The sequence below is a fragment of the Coleofasciculus sp. E1-EBD-02 genome, from assembly GCF_040218245.1.
Lineage (GTDB): Bacteria > Cyanobacteriota > Cyanobacteriia > Cyanobacteriales > Coleofasciculaceae > Coleofasciculus.
On sequence record NZ_JAVJQN010000148.1, the window covers coordinates 65,257 to 83,057 of the forward strand.

At 46.6% G+C, this 17,801-nt stretch carries 13 protein-coding genes and 1 pseudogene; 8 read left to right on the top strand and 6 right to left on the bottom strand.

The genetic code is table 11. The features are described 5' to 3' along the window. Positions 1–11: 11 nt before the first annotated feature. The gene (locus tag RIC07_RS23560) at positions 12–3,191 is read left to right on the top strand and encodes an efflux RND transporter permease subunit (protein ID WP_446396633.1); all 3,180 of its coding nucleotides are present in this window, start codon (positions 12–14) and stop codon (positions 3,189–3,191) included. Between the two features lie 312 nt (positions 3,192–3,503). Next, complete coding sequence (locus RIC07_RS23565) at positions 3,504–3,710, top strand: hypothetical protein (protein WP_446396634.1); 207 nt, start codon at positions 3,504–3,506, stop codon at positions 3,708–3,710. 467 nt (positions 3,711–4,177) lie between these two features. Here RIC07_RS23565 and RIC07_RS23570 read toward each other — a convergent pair whose 3' ends face one another. The 3 genes from RIC07_RS23570 to RIC07_RS23580 all read right to left on the bottom strand — a co-directional run bounded on the left by RIC07_RS23570 (position 4,178) and on the right by RIC07_RS23580 (position 6,398). Further along, complete coding sequence (locus tag RIC07_RS23570) at positions 4,178–4,438, bottom strand: MFS transporter (RefSeq protein ID WP_446396635.1); 261 nt, start codon at positions 4,436–4,438, stop codon at positions 4,178–4,180. A gap of 8 nt (positions 4,439–4,446) precedes the next feature. Next, complete coding sequence (locus RIC07_RS23575; protein WP_446396636.1) at positions 4,447–4,608, bottom strand: hypothetical protein; 162 nt, start codon at positions 4,606–4,608, stop codon at positions 4,447–4,449. A 497-nt stretch (positions 4,609–5,105) separates the two neighbouring features. After that, positions 5,106–6,398, bottom strand: coding sequence for a class I SAM-dependent methyltransferase (locus RIC07_RS23580; RefSeq protein ID WP_446396637.1), 1,293 nt, complete (start codon positions 6,396–6,398; stop codon positions 5,106–5,108). Positions 6,399–6,590: 192 nt separating this feature from the next. Between RIC07_RS23580 and glsA (RIC07_RS23585) the strand changes: the two are divergent. Together glsA (RIC07_RS23585) and glsA (RIC07_RS23590) are read left to right on the top strand one after the other, a co-directional pair. Further along, positions 6,591–7,547, top strand: a pseudogene (gene glsA, locus RIC07_RS23585) (glutaminase A); the annotation flags it as partial. A 213-nt stretch (positions 7,548–7,760) separates the two neighbouring features. Next, entirely contained in the window at positions 7,761–8,708 is a 948-nt protein-coding gene (gene glsA, locus RIC07_RS23590; RefSeq protein ID WP_446396649.1) for a glutaminase A, read from the top strand. A gap of 136 nt (positions 8,709–8,844) precedes the next feature. Here the strand turns inward: glsA (RIC07_RS23590) and asnB are convergent, their stop codons facing one another. Continuing rightward, on the bottom strand, positions 8,845–10,347 hold the full coding sequence (asnB, locus tag RIC07_RS23595; RefSeq protein WP_446396638.1) for an asparagine synthase B: 1,503 nt from the start codon (positions 10,345–10,347) through the stop codon (positions 8,845–8,847). A 336-nt stretch (positions 10,348–10,683) separates the two neighbouring features. After that, on the bottom strand, positions 10,684–11,685 hold the full coding sequence (locus RIC07_RS23600) for a phosphoribulokinase (protein ID WP_446383888.1): 1,002 nt from the start codon (positions 11,683–11,685) through the stop codon (positions 10,684–10,686). Between the two features lie 819 nt (positions 11,686–12,504). Here RIC07_RS23600 and petH point away from each other — a divergent pair. Continuing rightward, on the top strand, positions 12,505–13,686 hold the full coding sequence (gene petH, locus RIC07_RS23605) for a ferredoxin--NADP reductase (protein ID WP_446396639.1): 1,182 nt from the start codon (positions 12,505–12,507) through the stop codon (positions 13,684–13,686). A 57-nt stretch (positions 13,687–13,743) separates the two neighbouring features. Here the strand turns inward: petH and RIC07_RS23610 are convergent, their stop codons facing one another. After that, on the bottom strand, positions 13,744–13,974 hold the full coding sequence (locus RIC07_RS23610) for a hypothetical protein (RefSeq protein WP_446396640.1): 231 nt from the start codon (positions 13,972–13,974) through the stop codon (positions 13,744–13,746). Positions 13,975–14,228: 254 nt separating this feature from the next. Here RIC07_RS23610 and ftsH2 point away from each other — a divergent pair, with 254 nt between their 5' ends. From ftsH2 to RIC07_RS23625, 3 genes are all read left to right on the top strand, one after another. Then, positions 14,229–16,112 carry an ATP-dependent zinc metalloprotease FtsH2 gene (gene ftsH2 / locus RIC07_RS23615; protein ID WP_446383892.1) on the top strand — a complete coding sequence of 628 codons (1,884 nt, stop codon included), beginning with the start codon at positions 14,229–14,231 and terminating at the stop codon, positions 16,110–16,112. 995 nt (positions 16,113–17,107) lie between these two features. Beyond that, on the top strand, positions 17,108–17,431 hold the full coding sequence (locus RIC07_RS23620) for a hypothetical protein (RefSeq protein ID WP_446396641.1): 324 nt from the start codon (positions 17,108–17,110) through the stop codon (positions 17,429–17,431). After that, positions 17,428–17,793, top strand: a complete 366-nt coding sequence (locus RIC07_RS23625) for an aspartyl protease (protein ID WP_446396642.1) — start codon at positions 17,428–17,430, stop codon at positions 17,791–17,793. Before RIC07_RS23620 ends, RIC07_RS23625 begins: the two co-directional genes overlap by 4 nt. Positions 17,794–17,801 lie beyond the last annotated feature (8 nt).

Genomic DNA, 17,801 nt, shown 5'->3' on the forward strand with positions numbered 1-17,801 from the left:
TTCCCTAAAAAATGTTTGTCGAATTTTTTATTAAACGACCTGTTTTTACAACTGTTTGCTCCCTGATCATCTTACTCATTGGAGCAATTAGTATTCCCACGTTACCTGTTGCCCAATATCCCGATATTAGTCCCAAACAAGTGAGTGTCCAAGCCAACTATAACGGTGCCGATGCTCAAACCGTGGAAAATGCGGTGACGACTATCTTGGAACGGGCAATTAATGGTGTGGATGGGATGCGCTACATGACATCCAGTAGTAGCAATGATGGCACCAGTTCGATCAATATCACCTTTGCCCCAGACAAAGATCAAGATATTGCCGCCGTTGATGTCCAAAATCGCGTCTCTTTAGCTGAACCCCAATTGCCAGAATCTGTACTCCAAACTGGGGTAACCGTTAATAAGGAATCGGCTAACTTCCTGATGGCATTTGGTTTGTACTCAGAAAATGGTGAGTACGATAATCTCTTTTTAAGTAACTACGCTGACCTATATTTGGTAGAGGCCCTAAAACGAGTGAATGGGGTGGGGAATGTACAAATTTTTGGTGAACGTACTTATGCAATGCGGCTTTGGCTTGACCCCCTGCGTCTGGCGAGTCGGAATCTGACGGCGCAAGATGTGGTTGATGCATTGCGGGAACAGAATATCCAGGTGGGTGCAGGGCGTATCGGTCAACCCCCCGCGCCAGAGGGACAGCAATATCAAATTGACTTACGGGCAATTAGCCGCTTGGAAACGGTTTCAGACTTTGAGGAACTGATTTTAGCCACCGATGAAGATGGCACGCTGATTAAACTTAACGATGTGGGACGTGTAGAATTGGGGGCGCAAAATTATGGCACGTTCCTGCGATTTCGGGCAAATGAAGCCGTCGGGTTGGGGATTAATACCGTTCCTGGGAGTAACGCCTTGGAGGTAGCGGACGCGGTTAAAGCGGAAATGGCAAAACTGGCGGCGGATTTCCCACCGGGGATGACTTATGATATTGGGTTTGATACCACCGATTATGTCAATCAGTCCCTCTCAGAAGTGGTGTTCACCCTGCTAAAAGCAGTGGGATTGGTGGTGTTGGTTATTTTTGTGTTCTTACAGGATTGGCGCACCACAATTATTCCGGCGATTACGATTCCCGTGTCTCTAATTGGTACGTTTGCTTTTGTCAAGATTTTTGATTTTTCGATTAACAGTTTGACCTTATTTGGGTTGACCCTAGCCACGGGGATGGTGGTGGATGATGCAATTGTTGTAGTTGAAGATATCACCACGAAGATTCAACGCGGGGGAATCAAATCTCGACAAGCGGCGATTATTTCTATGCGGGAATTGGTGGGAGCAATTATTGCCACGTCATTGGTGTTAATGGCGGTGTTTGTTCCAGTGGCATTCTTTCCCGGAACAACGGGGGCATTATACCGACAATTTGCGCTAACTATTGCCTTTTCAATTGCTGTTTCCACGTTTATGGCGCTGACGCTGACGCCAACCCTGTCTGGCTTAATCTTGCGGCAAAAACCAGAGGCGACGGGGTTTTGGGGTCACTTATTTGACGGATTTAATCGGTTTTTAGAGGGAATGCAGAAGCGATATCGGCGAGTTTTGATTATCCTGACTCGCGTGAAAACCCTGGTGATTGTGGCGTTTATTGGTTTATTAGCACTAACGGTGTGGGTTTACGATCAGGTTCCAGGTGCGTTTCTTCCCGATGAAGACCAAGGCTATTTTATGACGATTGTCCAAGGACCAGAGGGTTCGTCACTCAACTACACCCATGATGTGATTGAGCAGATTGAAGATATTATTTTACCCTTGGATGAAGTGCGAGCCACGTTTGCGGTGGGAGGATTCGGCTTTAGTGGGAATACGGCGAATAGTGCGATCGTTTTTACCACGCTGAAGCCTTGGTCAGAACGCACTGATCCGTCTCAATCCGCCGAAGCGATTATTAATAAAGTTCGGGGTGCTTTGTTTGGGATTAAAGAAGCCAGAGTATTTCCAGTGAATCCTCCCTCTATTCCCGGCTTGGGGAGTTTCGGCGGATTCCAATTTCAACTCCAAGACCGTCGAGGTAATTTTAGCTTGGATTCGCTGATTGAAAATATGGGGAAATTACTGGGTGCTGGCAATCAGAATCCCCAGTTGCAGGCGGTGTTTAGTACTTATGCGGCGAATACACCCCAGTTACAGATTGAGGTGAACCGTAACCGCGCCAAGGCGTTGGAGGTGGATATTAATGATATTTTTGAGACGTTGCAGACCTATTTAGGGTCGCGTTATGTGAATGACTTTACTCTAGAACGGCGCACCTATCGGGTTTATGTCCAAGCTGACGCCCAATTCCGCTCAAATCCAGAGGATATTAATCAACTCTATGTGCGTTCCGAACGAGATGAGATGATTCCTCTGGGAAATTTGGTCACGGTGACGCAAACAACAGGGGCGCAAACCATTAATCACTATAACTTGTTCCGCTCGATTGAAATTAATGGGTCAGCCGCGCCGGGAGTCAGTTCTGGAGACGCGATTCAAGCTATGGAACAAGTCGCCGCCGAGGTATTACCGCCGGGATTAGGCTATGAATGGTCCGGTTTATCCCTGGAGGAAATCCAGTCGGGAGGTCAAGCGACGATTATTTTCGGCTTTGGTTTGGTGTTTGTGTTCTTAGTGTTGGCGGCTCAATATGAAAGTTATATCGACCCGATTATTATTCTATTGGCGGTTCCTCTGGCTATCTTAGGGGCGCTCATGGCACAATCGTTGCGGGGTTTACCGAATGATGTTTATTGTCAGATTGGCTTGGTGATGCTGATTGGTTTAGCCAGTAAGAACTCGATTCTGATTGTAGAATTTGCTAATCAGCTACGAGACCAAGGGTTGACGCTGAGGAAAGCGGCGATTGAGGCGGCGCAGCAGCGTTTGCGACCGATTTTGATGACGGCGATTTCTACATTGTTTGGGATTTTTCCCCTAGTCATCGCCACGGGTGCGGGGTCAGGAAGCCGTCAATCCCTGGGAACGGCGGTGTTCGGGGGAATGTTTATCGCCACGTTCCTGAGTCTGTTTGTGGTTCCTATCCTCTATATTGTGATCAAATCGGGGAGCGATCGCTTATTTAATTCCAACGGTAAGAACCAGAAAACGCCGGAGTCAAAAGAGCTTGAGCCGAAACCTGAAGTAACAATTCGGTAAGTAGGTGGGGACAATTAAAGTTAACGATGGGGATCGTCATTCGTCATTCGTCATTCGTCCTTTGTAAGGGTTTGAAGCTTGTGAACATAACTTCATAAGGTTGAGTTTATTTCCACCAACCTACTTAATATTCATTAAAGGAATACCGCAGAATTAATTAAAAACCATAAACAAAAGTTAGGCAATGTTAACAAAGCCATAATTTTGTTGCAAACATTGACTTAATAACCCCAGTTTCCCTAATCTTTGGTAAAGGTAAACGTAGAATACATCAGATCACTACAGCTTTTTCAGTTTAGGTTAGGGAAAACGATGAATATTAAGCGAATTATTTTTTCCAGCGTTATCACTGGTATTGCGGGTGTAATTTTAGGCATCGGGGTGGCTGAAATTAATCATGCCGATCAGCGACCCCATGCCATGTCTCAATATGCCACAATTGGCGGGGTGATGGGATTAGCCGTTGGCGCAGGTCAACAGGCGCTGCGAGAATTAGAACAGGTGTCAGAAGAGTCATAAGTAGGTGGGGACAATTAAAGTTAACGGCTGAGATCGTCATTTGTCATTTGTCATTCGTCATTCGTCATTTGTCATTTGTCATTCGTCATTTGTCATTCGTCATTCGTCATACTCGCGCAAGCGAGAAGCAAGCTACGCCCTTTGTAAGGGTTTGAGGCTTGTTTACATATAGCCAATCGCTAGGCGTGTATTTACAACTCCCGTACCTGAAGCTGAGTCCAGATGAGATGTTCGTACAAACAAAGTGTAACTAGACCAGCGCGAAGCGCTATAACTCCATAAGGTTGAGTTTATTTCCGCAAACCTGCTTAATAGACGCGCTATATCGCGATCCTCGTATAACCAAGTAAATTTTAGCGGACAATTTAAGTCTTTGAACCCGTTTTAACGGGTTTTAGCTTTTAGCCAGAACTTTAGTTCTCGGCTATTTCTTAAGCAATTTATTCCAGGCATTGACTACATCTTGATTATCGGAATGACAGAACTTTTTTACTGTCATTTTGCATAATTAATTCAAGTAACCAAAAACAAACAACCGTTAACCCCGTCAAAACTGTACCCGTGGCAAAACACCAACTATATCCAAAACTAGCCGCTATATAGCCGCTGACAAGAGAACCCACAATTGTTGCCACCCCAATAATCGAATTATAGACTCCCAGCGCCATTCCTTCCTCACCTTTGGTTGCCAGACTTGCGACTGAAAGAGTACTGGCAACATTAATCACAGCCCAGGTTACACCCGTAAACAGATGAGCAAAACATCGGTGATACTTCCACCGACGACTTGCACGATAAACAGGGGAAGCAGGTTAATGAAAAAGCATTCCCCTATTTTGTAAGGAACTAAATGGAAAAACCAAAGCGGAGTTGAAGATAATAAACTGATTTTCACCATGAGATTCGGCAATAACTTGAATTAATATTTAAGTGACTTAATCCCTTCCGTCGTGACATCACAAACTAGAGAGACAATTCTCCAGCTAGTACCACTATTCAAAAGTACAGCATGTCGCGCTGGTCTATTTACAAATCAAAAGGCTGAAATTAATTGAAATTATAGAGTTTATGCAGCTCGTTTACGGTGAGAACAAGCCACATAAAACTTATCTCAATCTGCTATTGGCTTGGTTGCCAATTCCTGACTCTTCGTTGCTCAGAGCAAGTTTTCTGAAGCCAACAATTTGTAGCGAAGCTGCCAAGCTAATGCAATAGCATTCCTGAGCGATATAGTCCCTGGATACCAGACACGAAAATTTGTGTTAATTCCGATCTGCCATAACTGATATGACGTCTCCTTTTAAATTAGCTTAGTTGATGAGTGAGTTCGGTAGAGACGTTGCACCGCAACATCTCTACTCGTTTATAACCCTAAAAAAGTAACAACGTCAAGCATTATCTGGAAAACTCATAGACGACCAAGAGTCCATGGGCAGTTCCCAAACCTTGCTGTAGGTTCCACTCTAGATTCCGCAACAAATAGGCAAGTTGGGGTTCAACTAAATTGGCTCTAGGGTCTTCAAAACACAGTGTCGGTGCTGTGCGTACCACGTTGCGAATTGTGCGGATCGCGTCTTGGACAACCGGGGGATAACCCGCTTGCGGTTCAGCGAGTAACTTATGAGGGTTGCGCCACTGATCTAGAGCCTCAATGCAGGCATAAACGACTGCATTCCAAGCCTCTTGAAAATTCGAGAAGAAGCGATTGATGTGAGGATGATCCGGATGAGGACGATACTCAAAAATCAACTGAGACAGATCGGTGCGACAGTTGATTTCATGGAGAGAGTTAATCGCCGCCCGAATTGGCGGGGCTTCCGGATTAAATTCACGGGTATTCATGTGGCGACCCACCAAAATCGAGCGATCGCACAATCGTCGTCGGGAAATCTTTACCCCTTTACTCTCCGCTACGGCGTGGATAAACTGATCGAACTCCTCGCCACCCCAATACCGAATCTCGAATCGTTCCACCTCAATTTCTCCCCTAGCATCTGGGGGATAGATGTAGGACATCGAGTAGGTATTCATCGTAGATTGCTTCCCAGCCGATTCTCCCCAGTAGCGGGGCCACTCATAGGAATAGCGACCCAGAAAATCGCCCACAAAAATGGCTTTGTCTCCGATATGGTCGCAAATATCGCCAATCACTCTGGCTAATGAGCGATCGTTGAGGTGAGACAATGCCCCATAAGAAGAAAAGTAGATATCGTAGGCAGGTTCCCCTACAGCAATGGGTAGCCCTTCATTCAAATCCGCGACTTCAAACTTGGTTTGCGGGTGGTCAGCATGGAGAGTTGCGGCTTTCTCAATCATCGCTGGACTGATATCCACACCCTTGTAGTGACCAATATCCTGATAATCCAGCACAGTCTTAATCTGAGCATCAAGTGTTGGCGGAGTTTGGGGTAAACTCGTCAGAATACCTAAGCCTTCTCCCGCACCACAGCCCAAATCCATCACCCGAAGATCAGTTCCTTCGTCTTGCTTCTGGATAACGAGGGGACTGAGAAAATGACTCATGACATTACGGTTAAAGCGGTCTTCCCATAACCGTCTCACATTGTCATGTTTACCAAATAGACCGGGAGAATGATGGTCATAAGCACCAATCGCTACAGCTTTGGCATAATTTTTAAGAACGTCGAGTTGCTTCATGCGGTTGAGACTGTTGCTAATTAGGGACATTCATCAATGCCTGATTCTATAAACAACTGGGATTGATCCCAGCCTTGCCTTAGATACAGGAAAAGCCAGTTAATCTTACCACGCTCTGACTTTGCCCGATTGATTGTTCATTGTGTGCTGTTTATCAGCCTTGACCCAAGATAAATTAGTTCATGAAGAAAATTTAAGCCAGTTCGGAAACAGCAGACCAGGATGATCAACACCAACGAGTTGCAAACACGAGCCAAAATAACGGAGCAGTTACCCGATATCCTCCAAGATTTGCATCGCTTATATCAGCCTCTGAAAGCCGGATCAGTCGCCGACTATATCCCAGAGTTGGCACAAGCGAATCCGGATTGGTTTGGGATTACGGTGGTGACGGTGGATGGTCAGGTTTATACCGTTGGTGATACGTCGATCCCGTTTACGATTCAGTCAATTTCAAAGCCGTTTGTCTATGGACTGGCTCTCGAAGATCGCGGACTGGACTATGTTTTGGAACGAATTGGGGTTGAACCAACCGGAGAACCCTTTAATGAAATTATCGAACATGAGGAGATCCAAGAGCGAAAATATAATCCAATGGTGAATGCGGGCGCGATCGCCACCACCAGCCTGATTAAAGGATTAGATTTATTTGAGCGGCAAACCCGCTTACTGCGTATGTTCCACCGCTATATCGGTCGAGACGTGCAAGTGGATCAGGCGGTTTTCCAGTCCAAGAAGAAAACCGATAACCTGAATCGAGCGATCGCCTACATCATGCAGAATTTTGGCTTGCTCGAAGGCAAGATTGATGACATTCTCGACCTTTACTTCCAGCAGTGCGCCTTAATGGTCAATTGCCAGGACTTAGCGGTGATGGCGGGTACGCTGGCGAATGCTGGCATCAATCCGATCAGCGGGGAACGCGCCTTGAAAGCCGATTATGTGAAAAACTTAATCAGCATCATGTACACCTGTGGTCTCTATGACTTCTCCGGTCAATGGGCGTATAAAGTCGGTCTCCCTGCCAAAAGTGGTCTATCTGGGGCAATTATTGGCGTGGTTCCCAACCAAATGGGAATTGCTGTGTTTTCTCCTGCCCTAGGGGAACAAAATAAAAGCCTGCGAGGTGTCCAGGTGTTTGAAGCCCTATCAAAGCATTTGCGACTCCATGTCTTTGATAAAGTGGTTGACACGCCAGGTTATTTGCCAGAAACGATTAACCAAGACGGTAACAACGGTGCTGACTGTCTGGACATTAACGATGAGCAGTTAGCGGTATCCCCAAAAACACCGTCCTATCCCCAGTCGCGGGCAGTTGATGAAGGCACAACGAACACGCTACCGATGCGAGAAGCCCTCCCCAGGGTTATGCCAAAACTCAACTCAGCAGCCATGATCGCTCAGTTGCATGTGAGTCCCACGTCCTTTATTAACGATTTGCGGGAACTGCATCGCCAGTATCTTCCCATCAGACAAGGGAAAATTTATGTGAGCGAACCGGATCTGGTGGAAATTAATCCCGATTGGTTTGGTATCTGTATTGTTACCGTCGATGGTCAAGTTTACACAGTTGGCGATTGGGAGCAACCGTTCTTAATTCAGTCCATCTCGAAAGTGTTTGCCTATGGAATGGCACTTTCGGATTGGGGACGGGATTATGTGGTCAGCCGAGTTGATGTGGAACCAACCGGAGATGCCTATAACTCGCTAATCAAGGTTGAGGAGAACTCCAAGCGCCCCTACAATCCCATGGTAAATACAGGTGCGATCGCGATTACCAATTTAATTGAGGGAAAAGGACCCGCCCATCGGCTCAATCGCATCCTGGAAATGTATCGCCGCTATATTGGTCACCGTGTCTTTGTCGATACACCCACCTTAGTCTCCGAACAAACCGCAGGCGATCGCAACTGGGCAATTGCTTACTTGCTACGGAACTTTGGCATGATTTCTGGGGACATTAAACAAACCCTTGATCTTTATCTCCAGCAGTGTTCGGTCATTATCAACTGCCACGATTTAGCGGTGATGGGAGCCACTCTTGCCAACAATGGGATCAATCCAATGACGGGAGAACAAGCGATTCATTCTCACTATGTCAAGGACTTACTGAGTGTTATGTTTACCTGTGGCATGTATGATTTTGCGGGGGAATGGGTGTACAAAGTTGGGTTTCCAGCGAAGAGTGGTGTCGGTGGCGGCATTATTGGCGTTGTTCCCGGTGTAATGGGAATTGCCGTCTTTTCACCGCCCTTGGATAAGCGGGGGAACAGTATCCGAGGGATTAAAGTGTGTGAGGAACTATCGAGGCGCTTCGGCTTACACATCTTCCAATCATAAAGATTTGCCCCTCCTTCTCCCTCTACTCCCAGACGTGCCATGGCACGTCTCTACATTGCTTCCCCTGCTTCCCCTGCTTCCCCTGCTCCCCCTGCTCCCCCTGCTCCCATCTGCTTCCCCTGCTCCCCCAGCTCCCCTAAACGGGTCGTTCTGACCAACGAGCAACATTCGCCAGAATTGATTCCGGCTGCTCAAACACATCCATAAATATCTGGTGATAATAGCACTCTTCCGCAGAACGTAATCGCGCTTCTGGATGTTTCTGGCGATAGGCTTGGGCTTCGTCTTCACTCATTCCCTTTGCCAGCATTTGCGTTAATAAATCCACTGTGCCACTGCCTTCATCAAACTGCTCTTTCGTGCGCCAAACAATTTCAGAAGGTAGCAGATCCTCAAAGGCTTTTCGCAAAATCCATTTTTCGACTAATGGATCACCCGCGAGTTTTAAATGGGCGGGAATTCTTTGACCGAGTTCAATCATTTTCAGATCCAAAAAGGGAACTCGTCCTTCCAGGGAGTGAGCCATGGTTAAACGGTCTACTCGCTGTAAGTTAATATTGTGCAGGCTCGTCACTGAGCGACGCAATTCGCGATGTAGTGTATCGTTATCAGGAATGCCTTTGTAGTAGGTGTAACCCGCAAACAGTTCATCAGCCCCCTCGCCCGTGAGAATCACCTTGACATACTCGGCGGCGAGTCGTGAGGTAAAGTAACAGGGAATCGCACTGCGAACTAAGTCTTGGTCAAAGGATTCCAAGGAATAAATTATTTCGGGTAGCTTCTCCTGAACTTCTTTGGGTGTAATTAGATATTCATGGTGAATCGTATCCAGATACTGGGAGACTAAACGGGCAGCTTTTATGTCTTTACTCCCTTCAATCCCCACGGAGAAGGTGTGCAGTTTCTCGATATGCTGTCTGGCTACCGCCGTGGTGATACTGCTGTCTAAGCCACCGGAGAGGAAGCAACCGAGGGGAACATCACTCATCAGGCGCTTGACAACAGACGCCTCTACTGTTTCCCGCACTTCGCGAATTAAAGCGTCTGCATCTGCGTCTACCTCTGGCTGAATATCTGGCACTTGGTAGAACGTCGAAAACCCAGTTTCTGAGGAGAAAAAGGTTCCGGCTGGGAATTCCTGGACATTGTCGCAAAAATTCGCGATCGCTTTGAGTTCTGAGGCAAAAACAAACGCATTGTCTTTTTTGCCATAGTATAGGGGTTTGATGCCAATGGGATCACGGGCGGCAAACAATTGATCCCCATCTGCGATCGCAAAGGCGTACATGCCATCAAGTTGGTCAACGGACTCGATTCCCTGATCTTCGTACAGATGCAAAATTGCCTCTGTATCGCTTTTAGTCCGGAACTTAAATCGTTCCGCTAACTGCGGGAGTAACTGGGGAAAGTTATAAATTTCGCCATTTCCGATAATCACCCGAGAATTGCGATCACCGTATATCGGTTGGTTTCCCCCTTGCGGGTCCATAATACTCAACCGTCGATGTCCCAGAACACCTGCCTTAATCGGAGATACAAACATTCCTTCAGCGTCTGGACCTCGATGGATTAAAGTATCCATCATCTTTTTAACGCTGGTTTGATCAATTTGCCCCCATATTCCAGCAATACCACACATTTATGCTATGCACTCCTTTTAGTTTGGGTTTCCATCGAGTGATTTTGCCAAGCCTATCAATTTTGACACATCGCTTAATCTGCATTTGTATCACAATTGATCACCTTGATGGTTAATTAGTCTCTTACAGCGCTTTTTAAGTAAGTGAGGTACACAGACATATCCCCGACAACTCCTACGAAGTCGGGGATCTTGCTTAGATTAATAGTTAACCCACGCCACATCAAAGAGTATGGCATGGGCAATATACAACTAACTATATCCCGTCCAAGTTGAAAACTGGAGATTGTCTTAGGGAAAACCTACAGGTTTCAACGTAGACGCGGTTTCCATCAGTTACACATTCGCGGGTACTTGCGCCTTAGATGTTAACCGTTCGTAGGTTGATCGCATCTTCAGCCCCACCAGAATCTGGAATAATCCAGAACCATTGTTAGAACCGGGATAGTCCTTATGCTTGAGCAACAGTTCGGTCATCTCACCATAGTATTTCGTGGAGGTGTTGCTGAGGTGACTTTCGATGTAAATCATCTCCTCTAGATTGTCAAATTGACCATCCACTTCCAAGACGGAAACATCATGACCGAAGTAACTATCCGGACCATAGTACAGCTTGATCCCAGGATAAGCACAGGTCAACTTACGACCACAAGGTCTCCAGTCAATGGTAGACCCTTCATCAAACAGATAGACTGGCTCAAATCCTTCTACACCTTCTTTCTGTACCAAGCGCACCCGCAGGATCTTGCATTCCTTGTCGTCTTTGAGCAACTGAGTCGGTAATATCTGAATCACGACATCAGCAAACTCTTTTTGGGGTTCGATGTAAGCACTGAAGTCAGGGCGTCTAGCGTTAATCGACGCTAGAATATCTTCGTAGGTATGTCCCCGTTCTGCCATGTCCCGCTGGATTTTCCAGTTAATCTTGACCTCATCACTGATATCGAGATAAACACCGAAATCAACCAGCGATCGCACCCGCTCATCGTACAACGGGTGCAATCCTTCGATTACCACGACTTTATTGGGTTCTACCCGTTCCGGTGGATCAAGTTCACCAGTCTCGTGGTTATAAATTGGCTTATCAATTGCCTGACCATTTTTGAGCGCTTTGATTTGCTCATACATCAGGTCAAAATTATTCGCCTTGGGGTTAAGGGCTGTTACCCCTGCCGCTTTACGCCCTTTACGGTCTAAGCTGTGATAGTCATCTAAGCAGATGACCGTCATAAACTCTTCACCAAATAGGTCTGCCAAGCGATGCAGAAATGTGGACTTCCCGCATCCAGAGTCTCCAGCGACGGCTATTAGTACCACGCGGTCTAACTGAGTGGTCATAGTTTCCCTCTAACGCAAAAAATAGTTTCAAATAGAGTTTCCAGCAATCCAAGTCCTAAGTCTAGGGTCAACCCGTTTGTTGATCGCGTGCCTTTAACCCGTCACGGATTGGCGACAGGTGTGAGTCTTCCCCAGCGGATAAGACTCCAACCAGACACGGGGTAAGTATTTAATACTAACGGCTGTTTGTGGATTCTACCAAAATGAGATTATGTCTACAAGTCTTAACGTTTCTCCTCAATTCCTTAACATAATCCTAAAGTGAGTTGTGCAAATTGGATCAAAAAATTTCAAATTGACTCGATTTTGACTGTTTGTCGGTCAATGACCGAGTTCTCCACCGGAGCCACCTGCTGAGAATTGCCTCCTATACAGATGCCCACAGGAGTCATAAGAGTCGGAACTTTGCCAACTCAATCAATTAGACGTATTCTAGAGTATACATTGAACCTACTTCATTCCCCACCCAGTTGAGCCGAGCCAACGACTGTACACGCTCCGCTTTGTCGTGAGCGTGTGGGCTGGAAACCAAGTCTGTTGCCCAAACAGCGATTGGATACAATGCCACTCGGATTTGCATTACTGGGAATTCATCCCACACTGAATAAAAGTTACAGCGTGGGACATCTATTGCCGGATTAGCTAACGGGGGAATAACGGGAGTCCACAGCCAGGTATCAAGGTCAACGACCTGCCATCAACTCTACGGGATGAAGCGACTGAAACCCTGATTGGGAGGTTGCTTCATTCGTCGCGAATTGATGAAATGTTTTACTGAGCAATATATCGTAATCGATTGGTTTAGAGAGAAATAACGCAATGTCTAGTAACACCACACCCAAGAATCGTCTGTTTCTTTACGAAGTGACAGGTCTAAGTCAGAACACCGCAACCGACAAAATGGATTATCCCATTCGTCGCAGTGGTAATACGTATATTACGGTGCCATACAGTCGAATGAATCAAGAAATGCAACGAATCACCCGCATGGGTGGCAAAATCGTCAGCATTCAACCTCTTGATGGTGTGATGAATGCCAAGAATGGAATGAATGGCAAAGCCACTGAAGCCGAGGCAGCGCCGTCGCCGGAAACTATCGTTCATAAAAAATCCTCAAAAGAGGGTGTTCCTGTCAATCTGTACAAGCCCAAAAAACCCTATCTAGGCAAATGCATTGAAAACTACGAACTGGTTGCAGAAGGGGGATCAGGGACAGTTCGCCACGTCACCTTTGACATCTCTGACGGGGATATGTGGTACTTGGAAGGTCAGAGTATCGGCATTATCCCACCGGGGGAAGACGAAAGGGGTAAACCGCATAAACTCAGACTCTACTCCATTGCCTCCACTCGTCATGGTGATCACGAGGATGATAAGACAGTTTCCCTTTGTGTTAGACAACTGGAGTACAAGCACCCAGAAACTGGGGAAACCGTCTATGGCGTCTGCTCAAGCTACTTGTGCAATCTGCCAGTTGGCAGCGATGATGTCAAGATCACAGGACCGGTTGGGAAAGAAATGTTACTTCCCGAAGATCCAGATGCTACCATCCTGATGATGGCAACAGGTACAGGAATTGCCCCCTTCCGAGCTTACCTGTGGCGGATGTTGAAAGAAAAGCATGAAGACTACAACTTCAAAGGGTTTGCGTGGCTGATTTTTGGTATCCCCTATACGGCAAACATTCTGTACAAAGAGGAATTGGAAAAACTCCAGCACGAGTTTCCCGATAATTTCCGTCTCACTTATGCCATCAGCCGCGAACAGAAGAACAAAGAGGGTGGCAAGATGTATATCCAGCATCGGGTGGATGAACATGCCGATGAACTGTTTGAGTTAATGCAGAAGGATAATACCCACACCTATATTTGCGGACTCAAGGGAATGGAAGATGGCATTGATGAAGCACTTGCGGCTGCTGCTGAACGGCAAGGGATGAACTGGGCTGATTTCCAGAAATCTATGAAGAAAGCCCATCGCTGGCATGTTGAAACCTACTAATATGGTTCCCTTGGTAGCTAAACACCCCAGGTTGTTGTCCGGCTAAGATGAGCGCGTCTACAGGTTGAGGATTGAATCCTCCAGTGTAGGCGCGTTCTTGATTAGGGTGTCGTGATGGGGTGATGGGGTGATGGGGTGATGGGGTGATGGGGTGATGGGGTGATGGGGAAGCTGGGGAAGCTGGGGAAGCTGGGGGAGCTGGGGAAGCTGGGGGAGCTGGGGGAGCTGGGGAAGCTGGGGAAGCTGGGGAAGCTGGGGAAGCTGGGGAAGCGGATTACTAATGGACAAAGGATGAATGACGTAGCTTGCTTCTCGCGATAGCGAGTATGACGAATGACGAATGACGAATGACGAATGACAAATGACGAATGACGAATGACCATAAGACAGTTGCCCAAATCCTGAGAATTACGTTAAATTTGATTAAGCAGAAGTAAAGTTTCCTATTGAAACCACCGTTTAAGCTAGGCTTTGTGCTAAACAAGAGGCTCTTTAAGAGCAAAAGCCAAAGCAGAAAACAAATATCTAGAGGCTCATAAGCAATGAAATTTTCCTGGAGAATTCTCCTACTTTGGACAATACCCGCTCTTGTCATTGGGTTTTTCCTATGGCAGGGAGCGTTTTCTCCGGCTGTTGGTGATTTAAGTCAAAATACCGCCAGCACCCGGATGAATTATGGTCGCTTTTTAGAATACGTTGAGAAAGGGAGAGTCACGAGTGTTGACCTCTATGATGGGGGTCAAACGGCAATTGTAGAAGCGACTGACCCGGAGCTGAATAAAACGAATCGCTGGCGCGTCGATTTGCCTGCTAATTCTCCGGAGCTAATCACTAAGCTGAGAGAGGCTGATATTGCTTTAGATACCCATCCCGCCCGCCAAGATGGGGCGATTTGGGGAATCTTAGGGAATTTAATTTTTCCGATTTTATTAATTGGTGGGTTATTTTTCCTATTCCGTCGTTCCAGTAATATGGGCGGAGGTCCCGGTCAAGCGATGAACTTTGGTAAGTCTCGCGCCCGGTTCCAGATGGAAGCGAAAACCGGAATTCTTTTCGATGATGTGGCGGGAATTCAGGAAGCCAAGGAAGAATTGCAGGAAGTGGTTACGTTCCTGAAGCAGCCCGAACGGTTTACGGCAGTTGGCGCACGGATTCCGAAAGGGGTGCTGTTAGTTGGACCTCCGGGAACAGGTAAAACATTATTGGCGAAAGCGATCGCGGGTGAAGCTGGAGTGCCTTTCTTTAGTATCTCTGGTAGTGAATTCGTGGAAATGTTTGTCGGTGTGGGTGCGTCCCGTGTCCGTGACTTGTTCAAGAAAGCCAAGGAAAATGCACCTTGTCTGATCTTTATTGATGAGATTGACGCCGTAGGACGACAACGGGGTGCTGGTATCGGCGGCGGTAACGATGAGCGTGAGCAGACGTTGAACCAGTTGCTGACAGAGATGGATGGATTTGAAGGCAATACTGGGATTATCATTATTGCTGCAACCAACCGTCCTGATGTGTTAGACTCCGCCCTATTGCGTCCCGGACGATTTGACCGTCAGGTGATTGTCGATGCGCCGGATTTGAAAGGACGGATTGGTATTCTGGAAGTCCATGCGCGGAATAAGAAACTTGCATCGGAAATTTCCATTGAAGCGATCGCGCGGCGTACCCCTGGATTTACTGGGGCAGATTTAGCCAACTTGTTGAATGAAGCGGCAATTCTGACAGCCCGTCGGCGTAAAGAAGCGATTACTATGCTGGAAATCAACGACGCCGTTGACCGGGTTGTGGCTGGTATGGAAGGCACACCGTTAGTGGATAGCAAGAGTAAGCGGTTAATTGCCTACCATGAAGTCGGTCATGCGATCGTGGGGACAGTGTTAAAAGATCATGATCCAGTGCAGAAAGTCACCTTAATTCCTCGGGGTCAAGCCCAAGGATTAACCTGGTTTACGCCCAGTGAAGAACAAGGCTTAATTACCCGCGCACAACTTAAAGCCCGGATTACTGGGGCATTAGGGGGTCGTGCTGCCGAAGAAGAGATTTTTGGTCATTCTGAAGTTACCACAGGTGCTGGCGGTGATTTACAGCAGGTAACCGGAATGGCGCGACAAATGGTTACCCGTTTCGGCATGTCCGATTTAGGTCCTTTGTCTCTAGAAAGTCAACAGGGAGAAGTATTCCTCGGTGGCGGCTTGACGAATCGGGCGGAGTATTCCGAAGAAGTCGCATCTCGCATTGATGAACAAGTGCGCCGGATTGTGGAACATTGTCACGACGATGCTAAGCGAATTATGCGCGACAATCGCGTCGTAATTGACCGCTTGGTGGATCTGTTGATTGAGAGGGAAACGATTGACGGCGAGGAGTTTCGTCAGATTGTGGCGGAATATACTCATGTTCCAGAAAAGGAGCAGTATGTTCCTGTGCTGTAATTTCAGACAGTTTAATTGAGTCATTGAGTAGGGATGGTGAATATCATCCCTATTTTTTTCCGTCTTAGGCGAGAAGCAAGAGGAGGCGATTGAAATCGCTGCTACACAAACAAAGTCCGCCTGCGCGGACTGGGTTATAACGGGGATAACGTTCCCCGAATTTGGTATAGCAGTCGCCAGGGTAATTAGGACATGAAATAAATACCGTTAATTGTTTCAATGCAGACAGGCGTATCTAACGGTTGGTGTTGTTTCTATAAGAATTTGAGTCGTCTTCAGACGACTTGCGCTTTGAGCCAAGAACTTGAGTTCTTGGCGGGGGAATAAACCTGAGTCAGGGCGGGTTTAGTCACATCTGGATGCAACGGAAAAGATAGTAGTAAAACCCGCCCCTACATAATTTTCCTATCTCCCACTCAAAACTTACATCCATGAGTGTTTAACGCCAGGGTAATTAGGACATGAAATAAATACCGTTAATTGTTTCAATGCAGACAGACGTGTCTAACTTTTGGGGTTGTTTCTATAATAATCCGAGTCGTCTTTAGACGACTTGCGCTTTGAGCCAAGAACTTGAGTTCTTGGCGGGGGAATGGTTTAGTTGCTCTGTTGAGCCTCGCTGACGACGCTTTGAGACTCAACCCCGACTCAGGACAACAGACATAGATTCAATCAACCTATACATGGTGCGTTACATTTCATTAACGCACCCTACAAGATCTGCGATCGCACTTTTGGATAATGCTGTGTGGATTTCTCGTGCTGTTGGAATTTAGGTGCAATTTTATGATGATGGCGAGCATTCTTGTAGGGTGAGCATCTTGCTCGCTACTCATACCCAATTTAAATGTATGACAGCTTATGGAGTGGCATTTAAAACAGAGTGGGGACACTTTTATTAACACGCGATCGCACGGCACCCCCCTGAATTTACTGGGGCAGATTTAGCTACAATACCATTACTATAATCCCTAATGTAACATTCTCTTATCAACATGACATCCTTACCACAGAAGCGCCAAGCAAAACGGGGACGGATATTCCCAGAATATACCATTCCGCCAGAAGAATTAGCCAGACGCCGAGCGAAACGCATTGAACTGGGCAAGCGTTGCCGAGTTATTTTTGAACGACTTCGCCCGGAACTGATTGAACAATACTACAATTGGTTCATTGCCATAGAACCCGATAGTGGCGACTATTTAATTGACCCAAAACTAGAAGGAGTGATTCAAAAAGGACAAGAACGTTATGTCAATACTGATGTTAAGTTAACAATCTTTCGACTCAATGAAACCGGAACCTGCGGCACGATATGATTGTAGGCAGGTTTGGTGAAAATGGGGAGTTGTTCTTTGAGATTGAACTGATAGCCGCAAATGGCGAACATTTTGCCGTTGAAGCACTTCTCGATACGGGTTTTACGACAGGTTGGCTAGCGCTTAACGCTCAGGATATCGAGGCGTTACAGTGGTCTGCGATCGCCTATGAAATCGATATGAAAACGGCGCGAGGTAATGAGCTTTTTGACCTCTACGCAGGAACGGTAATGATCGATAACCAAGAGTTTACCATTCCCGTTCACGTTGGAGAAGGACTACCTGATATTTTAATCGGTTCTCAGTGGTTAGATAGTATGGAACTAATCGTAAAGAAACGAAAGGGTATTTTGACATTATAACGAATTTA